Here is a 19,272-nt window from a genome sequence, read left to right as displayed (position 1 = left end):
GTTCTACGCGCAATCGGCCCCTTGCCGGACGCTAACACAGCTACCGGTGCAACAGGGACCCCTGCGGTCAGAATCGGCAGAACCGGATATCGGAAGCCAGAATCGCTTTGGCCCCGGTGGCGGCGAGTTCATCCATGATTTCGTTGACGCCCCGGCGGGGCACCAGTGCGCGGACTGCGACCCAGTCCGGGTCGGCGAGCGGAGCGATGGTCGGTGATTCCAGTCCCGGCGTGATCGACGTGGCTTTGTCCAGCACCGAGCGTGGGCAGTCGTAATCCAGCATCAGATATTGCTGACCGAACACCACACCCTGAACGCGCGCGACCAGTTGGTCACCCGCCGCGCTTTGCTGACGGTGGCCGGCCTCGGCGCGTTCGATCAATACCGCCTCCGAATCACACAGCGGCTCACCGAATGCCACGAGATCATGCATGCCTAGGGTGCGACCGGACCCCACCACGTCGGCGATGGCGTCGGCCACCCCGAGTTGCACGGAGATCTCCACGGCTCCGTCGAGCCTGATGACCGTTGCTTCAATACCCTTGGCGGCCAGATCTTTTCGGACCAGATTCGGATACGCGGTGGCGATGCGCCTTCCGGCCAGATCGGCCGTCGTCCACTCCTGCCCGGCGGGTCCGGCGTAGCGGAAACTGGACGACCCGAAGCCCAGCGCCAGCCGTTCCCGCACGGGCGCATCCGAGTCGAGCACCAGGTCCCGTCCGGTGATGCCGAAGTCGAGTTCTCCCGAACCGACGTAGATGGCAATATCCTTGGGCCGCAAAAAGAAGAACTCGACATGGTTGACTGGGTCGATGACGGTGAGGTCTTTGGGGTCGGTGCGACGCCGGTAGCCGGCCTCGGCGAGAATCTCGCTGGCCGGCTCGCTCAGCGTGCCCTTGTTGGGAACCGCGACGCGCAGCATGTTCACAGCTTCCGGTAGATGTCGTCGAGCGACAGTCCGCGCGCGATCATCAGCACCTGCGTCCAGTACAGCAACTGGCTGATTTCCTCCGCCAACGCCTCGTCGGGTTCGTGTTCGGCGGCCAGCCACACTTCGCCGGCCTCCTCCAGAATCTTCTTGCCCAGAGCGTGTATCCCGCCGTCCAGCGCGGCGACCGTGGCGCTGCCGGGCGGGCGGGTGCGCGCACGATCGCCGAGTTCGGCGAACAGCTCTTCGAAGGTCTTCACGGCCAGCGATTGTTTCACGTGCGGGCGAGCAAAGTCACGGCGGTTTCTCTGGCGCGAGCGTGCGCAGATTGCCAAGCTCAGCGGCGTGTCAGCGTACAAACCCGCACGCTCGCGGACAAAGGCCGAGCTAGACGTTGAAGTACTTCGCCTCGGGGTGGTGCAGCACGAAGGCGTCGGTGGACTGCTCGGGGTGCAGCTGCAGTTCCTCGGACAACGTCACGCCGATGCGTTCGGGCTCCAGCAGTTCCATCATCTTGGCGCGGTCCTCCAGGTCCGGGCATGCCCCGTAGCCGAACGCGAAGCGAGCGCCCCGGTAGCCGAGCTTGAAATAGTCCTCGACGGCTTCGGGATCGTCGGCCGCCACGGCCCGGTCACCCGAGAACTTGAGCTCCTCGCGGATGCGCCGGTGCCAGTACTCGGCCAGCGCTTCGGTGAGCTGCACGCCGATGCCGTGCACCTCGAGGTAGTCGCGATAGGAATCCGAAGTGAACAGCTCGTTGGCGAAGTCGGCGATGGGTTGGCCCATCGTCACCAGCTGGAACGGCAGCACGTCCACCTGACCCCGCTCGGTGGCCAGCTCCCGGGACCGGATGAAGTCGGCGATGCACAAGAACCGGCCACGCTCCTGGCGCGGGAATTGAAACCGGAACCGCAGCGGGGCGTCCGTTCTGGGCTCGGCCAGTACGACGACGTCGTCGCCCTCGGAAACCGCGGGGAAGTAGCCATACACCACGGCGGCGTGCGCCAGGATGCCGTCGGTGGACAACCGGTCGAGCCAGTACCGCAGCCGCGGGCGGCCCTCGGTCTCCACGAGGTCGTCGTACGACGGCCCTTGAACATCAGGGCCTCCCCGTGTGCCGCGTAATCCCCACTGGCCCAAGAACAGTGCACGCTCATCGAGCAGTCCGGTGTAGTCGGCGACGGCCAGGCCCTTGACGATCCGCGATCCCCAGAACGGGGGTACCGGCACCTCGACATCGGCCGCGACATCGGAGCGTGCCGGCACCTCGACTGGCTCCTCGCCGGCTTTGCGTTGCTCCGCAATGCGTTTCGATCGCTCGTGGCGGGCCTTGCGTTCGGCTTCCTTCTCGCGCGCCGCTTCTGCCTCCAAGGCCTGCGGGCTGCCGGGCTCCGGCGCTTCGCCCCGCTTGGCGCTCATGATGGTGTCCATCAGCTTGAGCCCCTCGAAAGCATCTCGCGCGTAATGCACCTGGCCCTCGTAGATCTCGGCGAGGTCGTTTTCGACGTAGCTGCGGGTCAACGCCGCACCGCCGAGCAGCACCGGGAACTTCTCGGCAACGCCGCGGGTGTTCATCTCCTCGAGGTTTTCCTTCATCACCACGGTCGATTTCACCAGCAGCCCCGACATCCCGACCGCGTCGGCGCTCTTGTCCTCGGCCACCTCTAGGATGGTGGCGATCGGCTGCTTGATGCCGATGTTGACCACCTCGTAGCCGTTGTTGCTCAAGATGATGTCGACCAGGTTCTTGCCGATGTCGTGCACGTCGCCCTTGACGGTGGCCAGCACGATGCGGCCCTTACCCGAATCGTCGTCGGACTTCTCCATGTGCGGTTCCAGGTAGGCCACAGCGGCTTTCATCACCTCGGCCGACTGCAGCACGAACGGCAGCTGCATCTGCCCGGAGCCGAACAGCTCGCCGACGGTCTTCATGCCGGCCAGCAGGTTTTCGTTGATGATGGCCAGCGGCGGCTTTTGCGTCATCGCCTCGTCGAGGTCGGCGTCCAGGCCGTTGCGCTCGCCGTCCACGATGCGCTGCGCCAGCCGCTCGAACAGCGGCAGCTTGGCCAGTTCGGCCGCGCGGGATTCCTTCGACGACGCCGCCGACACCCCTTCGAACAGCCGCATCAACTCCTGCAGCGGGTCGTAGTCGTCGCGGCGGCGGTCGTACACCAGATCCAGCGCGACCTGCCGGTGCTCCTCGGGTATCCGGTTCATCGGCAGGATCTTCGACGCGTGCACGATCGCCGAGTCCAGCCCGGCCTCCTGGCATTCGTGCAGGAATACCGAGTTGAGCACTTGGCGCGCAGCGGGATTCAGCCCGAACGAGATGTTGGACAGCCCGAGTGTGGTCTGCACGTCGGGGTGGCGACGCTTCAGCTGCCGGATCGCCTCGATGGTCTCGATGCCGTCCTTGCGCGACTCCTCCTGGCCGGTGGCGATGGTGAACGTCAACGTGTCGATGAGGATGGAGGATTCGTCGACGCCCCAATTGCCGGTGATGTCGCTGATCAGCCGCTCGGCGATCTCGACCTTCTTTTCGGCGGTGCGGGCCTGGCCCTCCTCGTCGATGGTCAGGGCGACCACCGCCGCACCGTGCTCGGCGACCAGCTCCATGGTCTTGACAAAGCGCGATTCGGGACCGTCGCCGTCCTCGTAGTTGACCGAGTTGATGGTGCACCGGCCGCCCAGGTGCTCCAAACCCGCTCGCAACACCGGGGTTTCGGTGGAGTCCAGCATGATCGGCAGCGTCGACGCCGTCGCCAGCCGGCCAGCTAGCGCTGTCATGTCGGCCACGCCGTCGCGGCCCACGTAGTCGACGCACAGGTCCAACAGGTGCGCGCCGTCGCGGGTCTGGTCCTTGGCGATGTCCAGGCACTTCTGGTAGTCCTCGGCGATCATCGCGTCCCGAAAAGCCTTGGAGCCGTTGGCGTTTGTGCGCTCCCCGATCACCAGGACGGAGGCGTCCTGGGCGAACGGGACGGCGGAGTACAGCGACGACACCGACGGCTCGTAGGTCACCTGGCGTTCGCCGCGCTGCTTGTCGCCCTTGTTGAACTCGGCCACGGCGGCGGCCACCTTCCGGATGTGATCCGGCGTGGTGCCGCAGCAGCCGCCGACCAGCGACAGGCCGAACTCGGTGATGAAGCCGTCCAGCGCCTCGGCCAATTCGTCGGGCTGCAGCGGGTATTCGGCGCCGTTGGCGCCCAGCACCGGCAGGCCGGCGTTGGGCATCACCGACACTGGGATGCGGGCGTGCCGGGACAGGTAGCGCAGGTGCTCGCTCATTTCGGCGGGGCCCGTCGCGCAGTTGAGACCGATCATGTCGACCCCGAGCGGCTCGACGGCGGTCAGCGCCGCACCGATCTCGCTGCCCAGCAGCATTGTGCCGGTGGTTTCGACGGTGACATGGGCGAACACCGGAATGTGCCGGCCGGCCTGCGTCATCGCCCGACGCGATCCCAACACCGCGGCCTTCAGCTGCAGCAGGTCCTGGCAGGTCTCCACCAGGATGGCGTCGGCCCCGCCGTCCAGCATGCCCAGGGCAGCCTCGGTGTAGGCGTCGCGAATGACCGCGTACTCGGTGTGGCCGAGGGTGGGCAGCTTGGTGCCCGGCCCCATCGACCCCAGCACGTAGCGCCTGCGGTCACCGGTGGCCAGCTCGTCGGCGACCCGGCGCGCGATAGCGGTGCCCTTTTCCGAGAGGTCGCGGATCTTGTCGGCGATGTCGTAGTCGCCGAGGTTGGACAGGTTGCAGCCGAAGGTGTTGGTCTCCACGGCGTCCGCACCCGCCTCGAAGTAGGCGCGGTGAATCGTCTCCAGCACGTCCGGACGCGTCTCGTTGAGGATCTCGTTGCAGCCTTCCAGGCCGCGGAAGTCGTCCAGCGTAAGATCGGCGGCCTGCAACTGAGTGCCCATCGCGCCATCGCCCACCACCACACGCTGCGACAAAACGTCCAGCAGATCGGTGTCGTACCGGTGTTCGTTGGCAGCAGTCACCCCACAAGGATAGTCGGCCTATGCAAACGGCCCGACTAGCCGAACATCTGCGCAGGCAACCCACAGCACGCCGTACCCTGATTCTGTGACTCAGCCGGATAGCAACCCGCTGCCCGAATTGCACAACACCGTTGTCGTGGCGGCGTTCGAGGGCTGGAATGACGCCGGCGACGCCGCCAGCGACGCGCTGGAGCACCTGGATGCCATCTGGGAAGCCGATCCGATCATCGAGATCGACGACGAGGCCTACTACGACTACCAGGTGAATCGCCCCGTCATCCGCCAGGTCGACGGGGTGACCCGCGAGCTGGTGTGGCCGGCGATGCGGATCTCCCACTGCCGCCCCCCGGGCTGTGACCGCGACGTCGTCCTGATGCACGGGGTGGAGCCGAATATGCGCTGGCGCACGTTCTGTGCCGAGTTGCTGGCCATCGCTGACAAGCTCAACGTCGATACCGTCGTGATCCTCGGGGCGCTGCTCGCCGATACCCCGCATACCCGGCCGGTGCCGGTCTCCGGTGCCGCCTACTCCCCCGAGTCGGCGCGGCGCTTCGGGCTGGAGGAAACCCGTTACGAGGGCCCGACGGGGATCGCCGGCGTCTTCCAGGACGCCTGCGTGGCGGCTGGGATCCCGGCGGTGACGTTCTGGGCGGCGGTGCCGCACTACGTGTCGCAACCACCGAACCCGAAGGCGACGGTGGCGCTGCTGCGACGCGTCGAAGACGTGCTCGACATCGAGGTTCCGCTGGCCGACTTGCCGGCGCAGGCCGAGGAGTGGGAGCAGGCGATCACCGAGATGACCTCCGAGGACGACGACCTGGCCGAGTACGTCCAGTCACTGGAGCAGCGCGGCGACGCCGAGGTCGATATGAACGACGCCCTCGGCAAGATCGACGGCGACGCGCTGGCCGCCGAGTTCGAACGTTATCTGCGCCGGCGCCGCCCGGGCTTCGGTCGCTAGGACTTGCCCAGTTCCTCGTTGTACGCACTGGTGGAACGACCGAGCGCGGCGACTTCGGCGTCCATTTGCGGCACCAGCTCGGCAGCGGCCTTGCGGATCGGCAATTCGCCCACCCGGGTGGACAGCACCGGCTTGAGCCAGCGGAACAGGCCCACCCAGCGCGGGCAGTACACGCGGGCCGCCCGGCCCTCAATCCCTTTGACAAAAGCCTCGGCGCACTTGGTCACCGAGGTGGTCTTGTTCAACGGCCACGGCAGCGCGGCAAGGAGTCGGCCGAACGACGGCAGGTCGGCCTCGGTGTCGCGAACCAGCGCGGTGTCGATCCAGGACATGTGCGCCGAGCCGACGCCGACCCCCAGGTGGCCGACCTCGAGTCGCAGCGCGTTGGCCAGATGCTCGTTCCCGGCCTTCGACATGTCGTAGGAAGCCAGCCCGGGGGACGCCGCGAAGGCGGCCAGCGACGAGACGATCAGCAGATAGCCGCGGCGCTCGATTAGCGCGGGCAAGGTGGCGCGCACGGTGTGAAAGACGCCGAGCAGGTTGACGTCCAGCACCCGCTTGAACACCTCCGGGTCGACCTGTAACACCGACCCGTAACTCGCGATACCGGCATTGGCCACCACTACGTCAATGCCGCCGAAGCGTTCGACGGCCGCCTCCGCCGCGGCCTGCATAGCGGACAGGTCGCGCACATCGGCGACGGCGGTCATCGCCCGGTCCTCGCCGAGTTCGGCGGCCATCGCGGCCAACTCGGCCGCGTCGAGATCGGTCAGCACGAGTTTGGCGCCCTTGTTGCGCAGCCGACGGGCGACCTCAGCCCCGATTCCCCGTGCCCCACCGGTGATGAAGACCACTTTGCCCTGCAGAGATGTCATGCCGACAAGGTACCCTTGCGCGCTCACATAAGCGGGGGTAACGGCAGCAGCCAGGTAACCGAACCGTCGGTCTTGTCTTTGTTTTGCGGGCAGTACGCGGCCACCGAAAGGCCGATAAAGTAACCGGCTTGTTTCGCCGAGAGATCGGTGTCCTTCATCAGCTTCATCGCCAGAACGGATGAGGATTGGTTTGCATCGAGTCCGGCACACACCGTATGGGCCATCGCAATCGCGGTGTTGGGGTCGGGCAGGGTGATCCCACCCTTAGTAAGGGCCGCGAGGAACGCACTATCAATTTGATCCGCCGACGCCGGCGCCGCGGACACCAGCGCGGCAGCGGGCAGCAAAACCGCGCAGATTGTCGCCCACTTCGCAAAACCCACCTTCATATGAGTTATGGCCTCCCGAACGGCATGGCACACTGTAGCGCTGGCAGCGGCGCGGCGCTTCTCAGGAGCCACCAGGCCGCTCCTGACGCGGCTCCACCGCATCGGTGACCCAACCACCAAGTGTGGCAATGGCTGGGTTCCCTGGGGGCGCAACCAAAACAACTACGGCCAGTATTCGTTCATTGGTTGGGCGAATCGGTCGTTGTTGGTGAGTTGGGCAAGTCCGAGGGCGTCTTCGATGGTGCGCAGCAAGCTGTAGTGGTTGTTGTGGTTAACGGCAACGAAGTGGCCTTGGCGCATCCCGGAGTCTGGTGACGGGATAACGATCATGGGGACGTGATTTCCCTCGTTGCCTATGCCTAGATACAGGCTGTCGTAGTCCTCGTCCCACGTGATGAAAATGGCGGAGCGCTGCGTTTGGAATGCGGGCGAGTTCAGAATCGTGGGCAGGGTGTCTGCGAGGAACTGGTCGCCGGCCCGGATGTTGTATTGATGGGCCGCGACCTGGCTGACGACGAAGCGCAAGTCGTTGCACCCTTCCTGGTTGTGGCATTCGTCTGCGGCGAACCACACGTAGTTCGGGGTGGTCGCAGTCGAGGCGAGATCGGTCGCCATCCGCGTCAACGGCAGGACGTGCGCCTGGCAGCGGGCGGTGTTGGAGATTATGTCGTGGAAGGCCAGAAACGGGAGTTCATCGGGGCTGTAGGCGCCTTGGGATGCGGTGGCACATGGGGCGGGCATCCACTGCTCGTAGGAGGCCCACGTCTTGCCCGCTTTCTCGACGTTGTCGGCTAGGTTGGGTTGGTCGAAGCAGTCTTTGGGGCAGTTCCAGTTCACGTCGAAGTTGGACCCGCCGAGGATCGGGTAGTAGTTCGGGTCGCTGGGGTGAGTCAGGGCAAAGTAATTCGATCCGTATCCATAATGGTTGATCAGGCTGTTGATGTATGCCGCGTTGCGGCTACCGACAATGTCTTTCACACCATGGTTTTCCAGGTACATCATGAACACGTGATCGAGGGGGCCGGCCTTCGACATCGGTGGTGAGGGTGGCGGCAGGGCAGGCAGTGCGGCGCCGAAAGTGAACGACAAGTTGTCGGCGTAGGCGTTGTTGTAAGTGCTGGGTGCCAGGTTGCGATCCGTGAGGGTCACAACGACAACCGCGCTGCGGGTGCCCGCTGGAATCGTCCCCGAGGTTTCGCGGTTCAGCAGTGCGGTCTTGAGCCCGCGTTCTAGCGCGGTGACCGGTCCGATCTTGCCCGTGCCCAGCCGCGACTGGTCAGCCGCCAGGAAGCTGACGGTAGCCGACGCTGCGGACGGGTCATTTAGGAAGCCGCCGAGCCATCCGCTCAGCGTGCAAGGCAGGGTGCCGGTGTCGATCTGTGGCGCCACGCCGCTCAGGTCGACGATTTGAGTTAGCTTGGCACTGGCCACATTTCCGCCGCCGAAGAACTGTACGCCGCCGTCAGGAGGCCCGTCACCCGAGCGCGGGAATTGCAGCGGCCCTGGAAAACGTGGCCCCGGAGAGGACAAAGGCGACGGCGAGCTTGCGACGGTGCCATATTTGACCACGGTAGGCGTGCCGGGTCACGGTCCAGCCCGGGATCGACACCGAACTGTATCCCGTCAATGACGGGTCGCCGAACTCGGCGCCGGGATTGACCAGCAGGTTCGGGCTCTCAATGGGGCCGGCCCCTGCGGGCGCGGTGCTCATCGAAATGACCAGCACTGCCGCCGCCCCGAGCGCGCCAGCCACACGGCGAAAACGACCGAACATCAGGCGATCACCTCTGTGGTTGACGCGCGCTACGCGTTGCTCCGTCGATAGTGGGCCATGACACGCCGTCCACCCAGATTGTTGCGCGAATTGACAGCCAGGAGTTGCCGTTTCGTGATTTTGACGATGCAACTGCCACAGACTCCGCGGGACAACACCTCTCATCGGCGCAGAACAGGCATGCTGACCATTCGAGCGAAAAGTGCTACACCACAATATGCTTTGTCATAGCCGAGGTCTCGTACCGCTTCTCCGAGCCCTTGTTGAGTGGGCAGCCGATTACAGTTCCACCCCGAGCAATGCATCGACCGCGGTTGCCACCAACTGTGGCGCCTCGGTGTGGTGGCCGCCGTATTCCAGCGCATCGGTGACCCAACCATCAAGTGCGGCAATGACTTTGGGAGTGTCAAGGTCGTCGGCCAGGTATCCGCGCACGCGGGCGACAACGTCGGTGGCATCCGGACCGGCGGGCAATGCAATCGCGACGCGCCAACGGTGCAGGCGGGCGATCGCCTCGTCGAGCACCTGCGGGCTCCAGAAGCGGTCCGCGCGGTAGTGCCCGGCCAGCAGACCCAGCCGGATGGCCGACGGCTCAACACCCTGGGCGCGCAACGTCGACACCAACACCAGGTTGCCGAGGCTCTTGGACATCTTGTGCCCGTCATAGCCGATCATCCCGGCGTGCACGTAATGGCGGGCGAATCTCCGCTCGCCCCTTACACATTCGGCGTGGGCAGCGGTGAACTCGTGATGCGGAAAGATCAGGTCGCTGCCGCCGCCCTGAATGTCCAGGCCGGTGCCGATGCGACTCAGTGCGATCGCCGCGCATTCGATGTGCCAGCCCGGCCGGCCCGGACCGAACGCCGCAGGCCAGCTGGGCTCCCCGGCCCGCGCGGACCGCCACAGCAGGGCGTCGAGTTGGTCGGTCTTGCCGGGCCGGTGCGGGTCGCCGCCGCGCTGTTCGAACAGCCGCAACATGGTCTCCCGGTCATAGCCCGACTCGTAGCCGAACTGTGGTGTGGCGTCCGCCCGGAAATAGATGTCGGGGTATTCGTCGTCGACGACATAGGCCGCCCCCGAGGCCAGCAGCTTTTCCACCAGTTCCACGACTTCGGCGATCGCTTCGGTGGCCCCGACATATTCCCGCGGGGGCAGTACCCGAAGCGCGGCCATGTCCTCGCGGAACAGGGCGACCTCGCGGTCGGCGAGGTTGCGCCAGTCGACGCCGTCGCGCTGAGCGCGCTCGAATAACGGATCGTCGACATCGGTGACGTTCTGCACGTAATGCACATCGTGGCCGAGATCCAGCCACACGCGATTCACCAGATCGAACGTGAGGTAGGTCGCCGCGTGGCCCAGATGGGTGGCGTCATAGGGCGTGATCCCGCAGACGTACATGCTGGCTTTGGTCCCGGGCGTCACCGGGCGTATCTGCCGGTCGGAGGTGTCGTACAGCCGTAGCTCCGGGCCACGTCCCGACAACACCGGAACCGGCGCAGCAGACCACGACAGCATGCCTTGACTCTAAACGCGGGTGATTAGCGCCACGCGTCGCGGATGGCGTCGAGCAGGACCGGCGCCACCTCGGCGCGACACATCACGAAGTCGGGCAAGTACGGGTCGAGCTGGTTGTAGCGCAGCGGCGAGCCGTCCAGCCGCGACGCGTGCATGCCTGCGGCCATGATCACCCCGGCCGGCGCGGCCGAATCCCATTCCCATTGGCCGCCGGCGTGCAGGTAGGCATCCACGTCACCGTCGATGATGGCCATCGCTTTGGCGCCGGCCGAGCCGATCGCCACGGTTTGGATTGCCAACGTCTGTCGTATCTGGTGCAGGACCCAGGGCGGCCGGGTTGCGCTCACGGCAATGCGCAGCGGGTGCGGGACGCCGCGGATCGCGTCCGGCGCAGCCACGGTGTCGCTCCGGTAGACGATGTTCCCGCGCGCCGGTAATGCCACTGCCGCGTCGGTGATTTCACCGCGACCGTCGGCGGGGCCGTCGGTGGGGTCGCCGGTGGGACGTTGCCATAGCGCGATGTGCACCGCCCAGTCGTCGCGTCCCGGCGTCGAAAACTCACGGGTGCCGTCCAACGGGTCGATGATCCACACGCGTTCGGATTTCAGCCGGACCAGGTCGTCATGAGCTTCCTCGCTGAGCACCGCATCCCCCGGCCGCTCGGCCCGCAGCCGGCGCAGCAGTAGCTCGTTGGCGTGAAAGTCACCGGCGTCGCCGAGCGCCCAGGGTTGCCCGAAGCCCACCTCGTCGCGCACTTGCAGCAGCAATTTGCCCGCGTCCGCGGCGAGGTGGGCAGCCAGGGCGGCATCGGTCAGGTCCTCAGGCGCCGGGCTCACCGCTTCAGCTTAGAAAGCCGGCCAGGGTATGGCGCGATGCCGGTTCGGTCCGGGCATCACCGGATTGTCCAGCAGCGCGCACGCCCGCCGGTGCAGCGCCGCGATTTCGGCGCCGGTGATCTGCCCGTCCAGCGCATCGGCAAGCGGGCCGCTCAGGGCGTCTGCAAGCCCGGCGACGGCCTTCAGGGTCTTGTCGTCGACCGGCTTGCCTGCCCAGCCCCACAACACCGTGCGCAGTTTGTTCTCGACGTGCAGGCACACGCCGTGGTCGACCCCGTAGATGTGGCCGTCGAGGTCGCGCAGAACGTGGCCGCCCTTGCGGTCGGCGTTGTTGATCAGCACGTCGAACACCGCCATGCGCCACAACCGAATGTCGTCGGCGTGCATCAGGATGACCTCGTCACCGGCGTAGTCGTAGGCACGCAGCACCGGCAGGTAACCCGGCTCATGTTTGTCGGCGGGAAACAGGTCGACGAGGTCGGGTCCGGGCCCGGGCTCGGAGTCGGCCCCGGAATCTGGCGAGGCCTCCATGTCGCTGGGCTGCTCCACCCACAGCTGCAGCATGCCCGGACCCGCCGGCCCGTGCCGAATGATCGTGTAGGGCACGATGTTCCAACCTAAGTGCGTCGATATCAGGTAGGCGGCCAGTTCGCGGCCGGCCAGCGTCCCGTCGGGGAAATCCCAGAGCGGCTGCTCACCGGAGACCGGCTTGTACACGCAGTGCACGCTGCGCTCATCCAGCGTCGATTCGCACAGAAAGGTGGCGTTACTGGCCGAGCGGATGCGTCCGAGGACCGTCAGCTCGCCGTCCCGCAACACCTCACGCTTGTCATCCGTCGGGGTCATCGCTAGGCCCGAGCAGCGCACCGCGCTTGTAGCCGTTGGTGCGTGCGCAGATGTGGCCCTCAGGGTCCAACGGTTCGTCACACAGCGGGCACGGCGGACGTCCCGCCGAGATGACGCGGTTGGAGCGGGTGGCGAACTGCCGCGCCGACTCCGGCGACAGGAATACCCGCACCGCGTCGGGGCCTTCCTCCGTGTCGTCGAGCACCACCGATGCGTCGAATTCGGCGTCGGTGACGGCCAACAATTCGACCACGACGGTCTGGGCCTCCGAATCCCAGCCCAGGCCCATCGTCCCGACCCGAAACTCGGCATCCACCGGCATGATCAGCGGGCTGAGGTCGTCGATTTCGGTGGGCTCCGGGGGCACCGGTGTGCCGAACCTGCGATTCACCTCGATCAGCAACGCACCGATGCGTTCTGCAAGCACCGCGACCTGCTGCTTTTCCAGTACCACCGACACCACCCGGGAGTCGTGCACCGCCTGTATGTAGAACGTGCGATTTCCGGGCTGGCCAATAGTCCCGGCCACGAAGCGGTCGGGTGTGCGGAAAACGTGAATTGCGCGGGCCATGGCACTTCCAAAATACCGGCAGATGCCCGTGCAGTGCGATCCGGTTGGTGTGCGCCAACCGAATTAATCGGTGGATCCGCCGACCACGGCGTCGCTCGACGGCACCGCATCGCCCGGCTCGTTCTGCGGCTGGTCCGGCTGGTCACCGTTGGGTTCGGTCTTGGGCGAAGGCGCGGCCCGCAATGCGGCCGACAGCCGCGCACCGGTGTGGTTGACGTGCAACACGAATGGGCGCAGCGGTGTGTAGCGAACCACACTCACCGACGCAGGATCGGCAGTGACGCGCTGGAAGCCATCCAGGTGTATGCCGTAGGCGTCCGCGATCACCGACTTGATGACATCACCATGAGTACAGGCCAGCCACAGCACGTCGCCGCCCTGCTCCTCTCCGTATTCCCCATATTCCAGGGCCAGCCGCCGGTCGTGTTCGCGCACCGCGGCCACCGCGCGCGCCTGTACCTGAGCCAGCCCTTCACCGCCGGGGAACACCGCCGCGCTGGGATGGGCCTGGACCACCGCCCACAGCAGCTCCTTCGCCAGCTCGCCGATCTTGCGGCCGGTCCATTCCCCGTAGTCCACCTCCGAGAGGCGCTCGTCGATGAGCGGTTCCAGGCATAGCGCTTCAGCGAGCGGCTCGACGGTGCGCCGGCACCGCAGCATCGGCGAACTGACCACCGCCCTGATCGGCAACTCGCCGATCCGATCGATCAGCCCAGCGGCCTGTTCGCGGCCCTTGTCGTCGAGGTCGACGCCCTCGGAACGACCCGCCAGTACTCCCGCGGTGTTGGAGGTGGACCGGCCATGGCGTAACAGGATGACGGTCACGACGACGACCGTACTCGCTGCCGGACAACCGACAGCACAGATGCAGAACAGATCAGCGCGTTACCGGCACTGCACGCGTGACCGAGTCGCGCACCGCCGCGGTCAGGCTGCGTTCGTCGGTGAGGTCGATGTCGACCAAGCTGCGAACCGCCCGGGCGACCACCTCTTCAGCCTGCGGAACGGGCCCGGACAGTCGCGGCCGGTAAACTTCCACAACCAACGAACGGTGTTCGATGTGGAACGAAAAACTGCGTCCATCACCCACTTGCCCGTACCCGCTGGCGAAAATTCCCGCGATCATGTCTTCCACAGCAAACCCTTGGCCTGCGATATGCCGGTCAACGGTGACGGTCATGTCGTCAACATACCTCTCCAGGACTACCTAGTGTGTGCAACATGGCGAAATTGGGCGCGGCGGCGTTCCTTAGAATCAGGCCTTGATGTTCAACGTGCGAAGGTTAGCCGTTGCGCCGACGTTTAGACCACCAGTTCAACGCAGTTTTATTGGCTTGCTGATTTTGCTGGCTCTGGTGGCCGGATGTACCCAGAACCCGCTGAATCCGCTCACTGCCGCCCCGCGCACGATCGAGCCCGCGCGGGCAGCCGACTCGCCGCCGGCGTCGCAAAACCCGGCTGGCACGGTGCGACCGCTGGCCGGCCACCCGCTGGCAGCTGTGTTCGACAGCGGCACTCGCCAGTTGGCGGTGCTGTGCCCCGGCTCCGAACCGTCGGCGTCTGACAGCGTCGCCGTGTTCGGTGCCGCGCAGGTACCGCCGCGCGTGATCGACCTGCGGGCGCGCGCAACCGCGCTGACCGGCGACGATCACGGCACCGTCTACCTGGCCGTCCGGGGCGGCTACCTGATGGTCCATCTGGCGGCCGGCGACACCGAACAAGTCAGGGTCGCCGACGCCGCGAACACCGATTTCACCGCGATCGCGCGCCGCGCCGACGGCAAGCTGGTGTTGGGCAGCGCCGATGGCGCCGTGTACATCCTTGCCTCCGCTTCGTCGGACACCGCCACCGTAGACAATCGGAACAAGATCTTCGCACGCGTCGATGCCCTTGTGACACAGGGCAATACCACGGTGGTTCTGGATCGCGGACAGACTTCGGTGATGACGATCGGGGCCGACAGTCGCGTCGAGCAGGCGCTGCGGGCCGGCGAAGGCGCGACCACGCTGGCCGCCGACCCGCAGGGGCGGATCCTGGTCGCCGACACTCGCGGCGGCCAACTGCTGGTGTACGGCGTAGACCCGCTGATCCTGCGTCAGGCGTATCCCGTGCGGGAGGCTCCATACGGCCTGGCCGGCTCGCGCGATTTGGCCTGGATATCCCAAACCGCGTCTAACGTTGTCATTGGTTACGATCTGTCCACCGGAATTCCCGTCGAGAAGGTGCGTTACCCAACAGTGCAGCAACCCAACACGCTGACTTTTGACGAAGCATCGGACACCTTGTACGTGGTGTCGGGGTCGGGTGCGGGAATCCAGATCATCGACCACGCGGTGGGCACGCCGTGAAAGGCGGGCCGGCGCCGCGTCGGAGCCGGCTACCCGCGGAGTGGGACACGGAGATGTCCGACGAATACGAGTGGGCGCCGTTGCGCCTGCCGCCGGAGGTGACCCGGCTCAGCGCGTCCACCCGACTGTCCATCGAGGCTGAATACCGCGGCTGGGAGCTGACCCGGGTGCGGCTCTACACCGACGGCAGCAGGCGGGTGTTGTTGCGCCGCAAGAAATCTCGTCTCGAGAGCCGACGGCCGGACCAGCCGGAACTGTGATGTACGGCTTGGTGCGCCGGCTGCTGTTCCTGGTGCCGCCCGAGCGCATCCACACGCTGGTGTTTGCCGCGTTGCGCGGTGTCACCGCGGTCGCCCTGGTGCGCCGGTTGCTGCACCGGCTGCTGGGTCCAGCCGATCCGGTGCTGGCCAGCACGGTGTTCGGCGTGCGCTTCGCGGGACCGCTCGGGCTGGCCGCCGGGTTCGACAAGGACGGCACGGGCCTGCACACCTGGGGTGCGTTGGGTTTCGGTTACGCCGAGGTCGGGACCGTGACCGCGCGCCCGCAGCCCGGCAACCCGGCCCCGCGGATGTTCCGGCTGGCCGACGACCGCGCCCTGCTGAACCGGATGGGGTTCAACAATCTCGGGGCCGGCGCGCTGGCGGCCCGGCTTGCCCGCCGCCAACCCGACGTGCCGATCGGAGTGAACATCGGCAAGACCAAGACCACCCCTGCCGCGGACGCCGTCGACGACTACCGCGACAGCGCCCGGCTCGTCGGCCCGCTGGCGTCGTACCTGGTGGTCAACGTCAGCTCGCCCAACACACCGGGGCTGCGCGACCTGCAGGCAATCGAGTCGCTGCGGCCTATCCTGACGGCCGTTCAGGCAGAGACCTCCGTGCCCGTGCTGGTCAAGATCGCGCCGGACATCTCCGACTCTGACATCGACGACATCGCCGACCTGGCCGTCGAACTGGGGCTAGCGGGCATCGTGGCGACCAACACCACGGTGTCACGCGACGGCCTGGCCACCCCGGAGGTCAAAGAGCTTGGCGCCGGCGGTATTTCGGGGCCGCCGGTGGCCCGCCGCGCAGCCGAGGTGCTGCGTCGTCTCTACGGCCGTGTCGGAGATCGGTTGACGCTGATCAGTGTTGGCGGTATCGAGACCGCCGAGGATGCGTGGGACCGCATCACCGCCGGTGCATCGCTGCTGCAGGGATATACCGGCTTCATCTACGGCGGGGGCTTGTGGCCCAAGCACATTCACGACGGCATCGCCCGAAGGCTGCACGAGGGTGGATTCGCCTCGCTGCACGACGCGGTCGGCTCGGCGGCAACCAAACAGGAGCGGCCGCCGGGATGAGTTAGCGCGCCAGCCGCAGGGCGTCCCCGGGCGTGCATTCCGGACTTTCGTCCACAGCCAGTTAGGGCCGCCGCTCAATGCGGGGCAGAAAGCGGAACTGAGGCTAGATCCGGTTGCCCTGCAGCGCAAGATGAGTCATGACTCAGCTACCGCTTATTGCGAACGGGTTGAGTTCGGCGCAACATGCCTCAACGCTAACTTTCACTCGCGTTCGTTCCGGCCTTGCCTATGGCACCCGCGTCCAGGGTTGACAGTTCTGCGATTCGAATGCCTTAACCGTTGAGGGAATAGTCGCGTACATCGGGCCGATAGAGGTATTCGCCTGGACTACATGATCCTTGTCCGCATCAGGCGTGCTGTACGTAAACCACGAGCACATCGAGGCCTGGGTCGGCACATTGTTTATCCAAACCCCAAACGTCGACGCCGACCCGCCCGTGCGATACAGCCCGGGCGCTATGTCGGTTCCCACCTGGAAGACACCGTTCCCCGGGATCGGGTCCATCGGATCGGCACTGGCCGACGGCGACAACGCGACCACGACCACACAGGCAACGAACCCGGCCGCTACGCGAATCGTTGGGGACATTTTTCTCTCCAATTTGCGGCCACCCCCGATGGCAGGGTATGCCCAAGCGTGCTTGAGCAACAACAGATAAGCGGGAATTGGCTTGGCGGCGAGCCCTCAACCAGCCGAGCACTCATGTCGATGGGCCTTGCGGCCTGCACTCAGCAGGGGATCGCCGGCTAGTCAGTGGCTGGTCTGCCAGGCGCACTGCCCGGTAGGCGACCGAGGTTTCGCCTGTGCCGAGCGAGGCGACGAGCCGGATTTAGGTCTGTTCGTATGTGCCGTGGATAACCGCGCGGGCGATCGCGTGCTGGAACAGATTGAATCCAAGAAACGCTGGGCTGGCGTCTTCGCTGAGGTCGAGTTTGTCGACCTTGACCGCGTGCACGGCGACGTAGTAACGATGCACGCCGTGGCCGGGGGGCGGTGCGGCGCCGATGTAGCGGCGCATTCCGGCGTCGTTGACCAACGTGAGCGCGCCGCCCGGCAGGTCACTGCCGTCGCCCGCGCCGTCGGGCAGCTCGGTCACATCGGCCGGTAGGTTGGCGACCGCCCAGTGCCAGAACCCGGACAACGTCGGCGCGTCGGGATCGTAGACGGTGACCGCGAAGCTGCGGGTCTCCTCGGGGAAGCCCGACCAGCTCAGCTGCGGGCTGACATCCTCTCCGCCCGCGCCCATGATCCCGCTGATCTGCGGCGTGGCCAGCGGCTGGCCGTCGGTGAGCGAGGCCGAGGTCAGGCTAAACGTCGGCAGCTTGGGCAACGCGTCATACGGGTCGGGGCGCGAATCCATCGGTCAGTCCTCTCGTGTCACTAACAGTGTGTAAGAAAGTGTGCCAGCACCTCGGTACCGAACTTCAGCGCATCGGTGGGTACCCGCTCGTCGACGCCGTGGAACAACGAAGCGAAATCCAACTCCGGCGGCAGCCGCAGCGGGCTGAAGCCGAAGCAGCGAATCCCTATGCGCGAGAAGGCTTTCGCGTCAGTTCCACCCGAGAGCATATACGGCACCGTCCGGCCATCGGGGTCGACCGCCAGCACCGCGGCGTTCATGGCATCGACCAGATCGCCGTCGAAGCTGGTCTCATACGACGACAAGTCCCTGATCCACTCCCGGGTCACGTCGGGGCCGATCAATTCGTCGACCTCGGCCTCGAACGCCGCCTGCCGACCTGGCAGCACGCGGCAGTCCACCACCGCTTCCGCGGTCGCCGGGATCACGTTGGCCTTATAACCGGCCATGAGCATTGTGGGGTTCGCGGTGTCGTGCAAAGTCGCCTTCAGCATCCGGGCCATGTGGCCGAGTTTCTCGATCGTCCCCTCCAAGTCGGGAGACTCTGCGTCGAACGTAAGGCCGGTCTCCTCGCTGATGGCACTAAGGAACTCGACGACGGTGTCGGTAAGCACGAGCGGAAACTGGTGGCGACCGAGCCGGGCAACCGCCTCGGCGAGGGCGGTGACGGCGTTCTGATCGTTGACCATCGAGCCATGCCCGGCCTGACCCCGGGCGGTCAGCCGCATCCATTGGATGCCCTTTTCGGCGGTCTCGATCAGGTAGAGGCGGCGCTCACCGCCGTCGGGGCGCCGCACGGTTAGTGAAAATCCGCCGACTTCGCCGATCGCCTCGGTGATGCCGTCGAACAGATCGGGCCGATTGTCGACCAGCCAGTGCGACCCGTATTTGCCGCCATGCTCCTCGTCGGCCAGGAACGCGAAAACGAGATCGCGCGGCGGCACGATGCCCGCACGCTTCAACTGCCGGGCGACGACAATCATCATGCCCACCATGTCCTTCATGTCGACCGCGCCGCGGCCCCAGACATAGCCATCTTCAACCGCTCCGGAAAAGGGGTGCACGCTCCATTCGGCCGGTTCGGCCGGCACCACGTCGAGATGCCCATGGATGAGCAGGGCGCCACGAGAATTGTCGGCGCCTGGGAGGCGGGCGAACACATTGCCCCGCCCGGGTGCACCCGATTCGAGGTATTCGGGTTGGTAGCCGACCTCTGCGAGCTGCTCGGCGACCCACCGCGCGCACTCGGCCTCGCCTTGTGTCGTCTCGGGTTCGCCGGTGTTGGTGGTATCGAATCGGATCAGCCTGCTGACAACCTCGACCACGTCATCGCTCGTCTCACGGGTCACAGTCACCCTTCCTACCACTGCTGGGGGCGCAAGGCTTGGCCCCGACGACTCTGATGCTCCTATTCGTGTTAAGGGGTCAAGCGGCGGTGAGCCAGGCGCGGTAGTTGGTGGCGAGGGGGTCGTCGCGTTTGAGTCCGCGTTCGAGGCGCGAGATGTCGTTGGGCCAGACGCCGAAGTG

Annotated in this window: 20 protein-coding genes; 4 read left to right on the top strand and 16 right to left on the bottom strand. The window is 66.0% G+C overall.

What is annotated here, in order from left to right; all coding sequences use genetic code 11:
* Positions 1 to 67: 67 nt before the first annotated feature.
* The 3 genes from hisG to metH form a co-directional block, all read right to left on the bottom strand.
* The gene (gene hisG, locus ACLP9N_RS15930) at positions 68 to 922 is read right to left on the bottom strand and encodes an ATP phosphoribosyltransferase (protein ID WP_442408330.1); all 855 of its coding nucleotides are present in this window, start codon (positions 920 to 922) and stop codon (positions 68 to 70) included.
* Positions 923 to 924: 2 nt separating this feature from the next.
* Positions 925 to 1,206 (bottom strand): phosphoribosyl-ATP diphosphatase, encoded by a 282-nt coding sequence (locus tag ACLP9N_RS15925; protein WP_442408346.1) that lies wholly within the window; start codon positions 1,204 to 1,206, stop codon positions 925 to 927.
* A 109-nt stretch (positions 1,207 to 1,315) separates the two neighbouring features.
* A complete protein-coding gene (metH, locus tag ACLP9N_RS15920) occupies positions 1,316 to 4,927 on the bottom strand; it encodes a methionine synthase (protein ID WP_442408329.1) in 3,612 nt (1,203 codons plus the stop codon).
* An 85-nt stretch (positions 4,928 to 5,012) separates the two neighbouring features.
* Here metH and ACLP9N_RS15915 point away from each other — a divergent pair, with 85 nt between their 5' ends.
* Positions 5,013 to 5,888: a PAC2 family protein gene (locus ACLP9N_RS15915; RefSeq protein WP_442408328.1), complete on the top strand. Its 876-nt coding sequence runs from the start codon at positions 5,013 to 5,015 to the stop codon at positions 5,886 to 5,888.
* Here the strand turns inward: ACLP9N_RS15915 and ACLP9N_RS15910 are convergent.
* The 10 genes from ACLP9N_RS15910 to ACLP9N_RS15865 form a co-directional block, all read right to left on the bottom strand.
* A complete protein-coding gene (locus ACLP9N_RS15910; RefSeq protein WP_442408327.1) occupies positions 5,885 to 6,763 on the bottom strand; it encodes an SDR family oxidoreductase in 879 nt (292 codons plus the stop codon). The two genes, ACLP9N_RS15915 and ACLP9N_RS15910, sit on opposite strands and share 4 nt — an antisense overlap.
* Before the next feature lie 23 nt (positions 6,764 to 6,786).
* Positions 6,787 to 7,161, bottom strand: coding sequence for a DUF732 domain-containing protein (locus ACLP9N_RS15905; RefSeq protein WP_442408345.1), 375 nt, complete (start codon positions 7,159 to 7,161; stop codon positions 6,787 to 6,789).
* Positions 7,162 to 7,314: 153 nt separating this feature from the next.
* Positions 7,315 to 8,583 (bottom strand): alkaline phosphatase family protein, encoded by a 1,269-nt coding sequence (locus ACLP9N_RS15900; protein WP_442408326.1) that lies wholly within the window; start codon positions 8,581 to 8,583, stop codon positions 7,315 to 7,317.
* Positions 8,584 to 8,626: 43 nt separating this feature from the next.
* Positions 8,627 to 8,926 carry a hypothetical protein gene (locus tag ACLP9N_RS15895; RefSeq protein ID WP_442408325.1) on the bottom strand — a complete coding sequence of 100 codons (300 nt, stop codon included), beginning with the start codon at positions 8,924 to 8,926 and terminating at the stop codon, positions 8,627 to 8,629.
* 279 nt (positions 8,927 to 9,205) lie between these two features.
* On the bottom strand, positions 9,206 to 10,441 hold the full coding sequence (gene mshC, locus ACLP9N_RS15890) for a cysteine--1-D-myo-inosityl 2-amino-2-deoxy-alpha-D-glucopyranoside ligase (RefSeq protein ID WP_442408324.1): 1,236 nt from the start codon (positions 10,439 to 10,441) through the stop codon (positions 9,206 to 9,208).
* Positions 10,442 to 10,464: 23 nt separating this feature from the next.
* A complete protein-coding gene (locus ACLP9N_RS15885; RefSeq protein WP_442408323.1) occupies positions 10,465 to 11,277 on the bottom strand; it encodes a 3'(2'),5'-bisphosphate nucleotidase CysQ in 813 nt (270 codons plus the stop codon).
* Positions 11,278 to 11,286: 9 nt separating this feature from the next.
* On the bottom strand, positions 11,287 to 12,123 hold the full coding sequence (locus tag ACLP9N_RS15880) for an SCO1664 family protein (RefSeq protein ID WP_442408322.1): 837 nt from the start codon (positions 12,121 to 12,123) through the stop codon (positions 11,287 to 11,289).
* Complete coding sequence (locus ACLP9N_RS15875) at positions 12,107 to 12,694, bottom strand: DUF3090 domain-containing protein (RefSeq protein WP_442408321.1); 588 nt, start codon at positions 12,692 to 12,694, stop codon at positions 12,107 to 12,109. Before ACLP9N_RS15875 ends, ACLP9N_RS15880 begins: the two co-directional genes overlap by 17 nt.
* 63 nt (positions 12,695 to 12,757) lie before the next feature.
* Complete coding sequence (locus ACLP9N_RS15870; RefSeq protein WP_442408320.1) at positions 12,758 to 13,519, bottom strand: histidine phosphatase family protein; 762 nt, start codon at positions 13,517 to 13,519, stop codon at positions 12,758 to 12,760.
* 52 nt (positions 13,520 to 13,571) lie between these two features.
* Entirely contained in the window at positions 13,572 to 13,874 is a 303-nt protein-coding gene (locus tag ACLP9N_RS15865; protein WP_442408319.1) for a hypothetical protein, read from the bottom strand.
* Between the two features lie 85 nt (positions 13,875 to 13,959).
* On the opposite strand from ACLP9N_RS15865, the gene ACLP9N_RS15860 reads away from it, so the two are divergent.
* From ACLP9N_RS15860 to ACLP9N_RS15850, 3 genes are read left to right on the top strand one after another with little or no spacing between them, the layout of a single operon-like run.
* Positions 13,960 to 15,042 (top strand): YncE family protein, encoded by a 1,083-nt coding sequence (locus tag ACLP9N_RS15860; RefSeq protein WP_442408318.1) that lies wholly within the window; start codon positions 13,960 to 13,962, stop codon positions 15,040 to 15,042.
* Positions 15,043 to 15,095: 53 nt separating this feature from the next.
* Complete coding sequence (locus tag ACLP9N_RS15855; protein ID WP_442408317.1) at positions 15,096 to 15,302, top strand: DUF5703 family protein; 207 nt, start codon at positions 15,096 to 15,098, stop codon at positions 15,300 to 15,302.
* Positions 15,302 to 16,384: a quinone-dependent dihydroorotate dehydrogenase gene (locus tag ACLP9N_RS15850; protein WP_442408316.1), complete on the top strand. Its 1,083-nt coding sequence runs from the start codon at positions 15,302 to 15,304 to the stop codon at positions 16,382 to 16,384. Before ACLP9N_RS15855 ends, ACLP9N_RS15850 begins: the two co-directional genes overlap by 1 nt.
* 226 nt (positions 16,385 to 16,610) lie before the next feature.
* Here the strand turns inward: ACLP9N_RS15850 and ACLP9N_RS15845 are convergent, their stop codons facing one another.
* From ACLP9N_RS15845 to ACLP9N_RS15835, 3 genes are all read right to left on the bottom strand, one after another.
* Positions 16,611 to 16,973, bottom strand: a complete 363-nt coding sequence (locus ACLP9N_RS15845) for a hypothetical protein (protein WP_442408315.1) — start codon at positions 16,971 to 16,973, stop codon at positions 16,611 to 16,613.
* 241 nt (positions 16,974 to 17,214) lie between these two features.
* A complete protein-coding gene (locus ACLP9N_RS15840) occupies positions 17,215 to 17,745 on the bottom strand; it encodes a YbhB/YbcL family Raf kinase inhibitor-like protein (protein ID WP_442408314.1) in 531 nt (176 codons plus the stop codon).
* Positions 17,746 to 17,765: 20 nt separating this feature from the next.
* Positions 17,766 to 19,112, bottom strand: a complete 1,347-nt coding sequence (locus ACLP9N_RS15835) for a M20/M25/M40 family metallo-hydrolase (protein ID WP_442408313.1) — start codon at positions 19,110 to 19,112, stop codon at positions 17,766 to 17,768.
* Positions 19,113 to 19,272: the final 160 nt, after the last annotated feature.

It is taken from the genome of Mycobacterium sp., from assembly GCF_052144515.1.
GTDB lineage: Bacteria > Actinomycetota > Actinomycetes > Mycobacteriales > Mycobacteriaceae > Mycobacterium.
Note: the sequence above shows the minus strand (reverse complement) of the source record. Positions and strands in the feature narration are given on the sequence as shown.

Coding starts and splice junctions, on each gene's coding strand:
- hisG (WP_442408330.1), bottom strand. CDS start 922: ATGCTGCGCGTCGCGGTTCCCAACAAGGGCACGCTGAGCGAGCCGGCC.
- ACLP9N_RS15910 (WP_442408327.1), bottom strand. CDS start 6,763: ATGACATCTCTGCAGGGCAAAGTGGTCTTCATCACCGGTGGGGCACGG.
- ACLP9N_RS15895 (WP_442408325.1), bottom strand. CDS start 8,926: ATGTTCGGTCGTTTTCGCCGTGTGGCTGGCGCGCTCGGGGCGGCGGCA.
- mshC (WP_442408324.1), bottom strand. CDS start 10,441: ATGCTGTCGTGGTCTGCTGCGCCGGTTCCGGTGTTGTCGGGACGTGGC.
- ACLP9N_RS15880 (WP_442408322.1), bottom strand. CDS start 12,123: ATGACCCCGACGGATGACAAGCGTGAGGTGTTGCGGGACGGCGAGCTG.
- ACLP9N_RS15875 (WP_442408321.1), bottom strand. CDS start 12,694: ATGGCCCGCGCAATTCACGTTTTCCGCACACCCGACCGCTTCGTGGCC.
- ACLP9N_RS15865 (WP_442408319.1), bottom strand. CDS start 13,874: ATGACCGTCACCGTTGACCGGCATATCGCAGGCCAAGGGTTTGCTGTG.
- ACLP9N_RS15860 (WP_442408318.1), top strand. CDS start 13,960: ATGTTCAACGTGCGAAGGTTAGCCGTTGCGCCGACGTTTAGACCACCA.
- ACLP9N_RS15855 (WP_442408317.1), top strand. CDS start 15,096: ATGTCCGACGAATACGAGTGGGCGCCGTTGCGCCTGCCGCCGGAGGTG.
- ACLP9N_RS15850 (WP_442408316.1), top strand. CDS start 15,302: ATGTACGGCTTGGTGCGCCGGCTGCTGTTCCTGGTGCCGCCCGAGCGC.
- ACLP9N_RS15845 (WP_442408315.1), bottom strand. CDS start 16,973: ATGTCCCCAACGATTCGCGTAGCGGCCGGGTTCGTTGCCTGTGTGGTC.
- ACLP9N_RS15840 (WP_442408314.1), bottom strand. CDS start 17,745: ATGGATTCGCGCCCCGACCCGTATGACGCGTTGCCCAAGCTGCCGACG.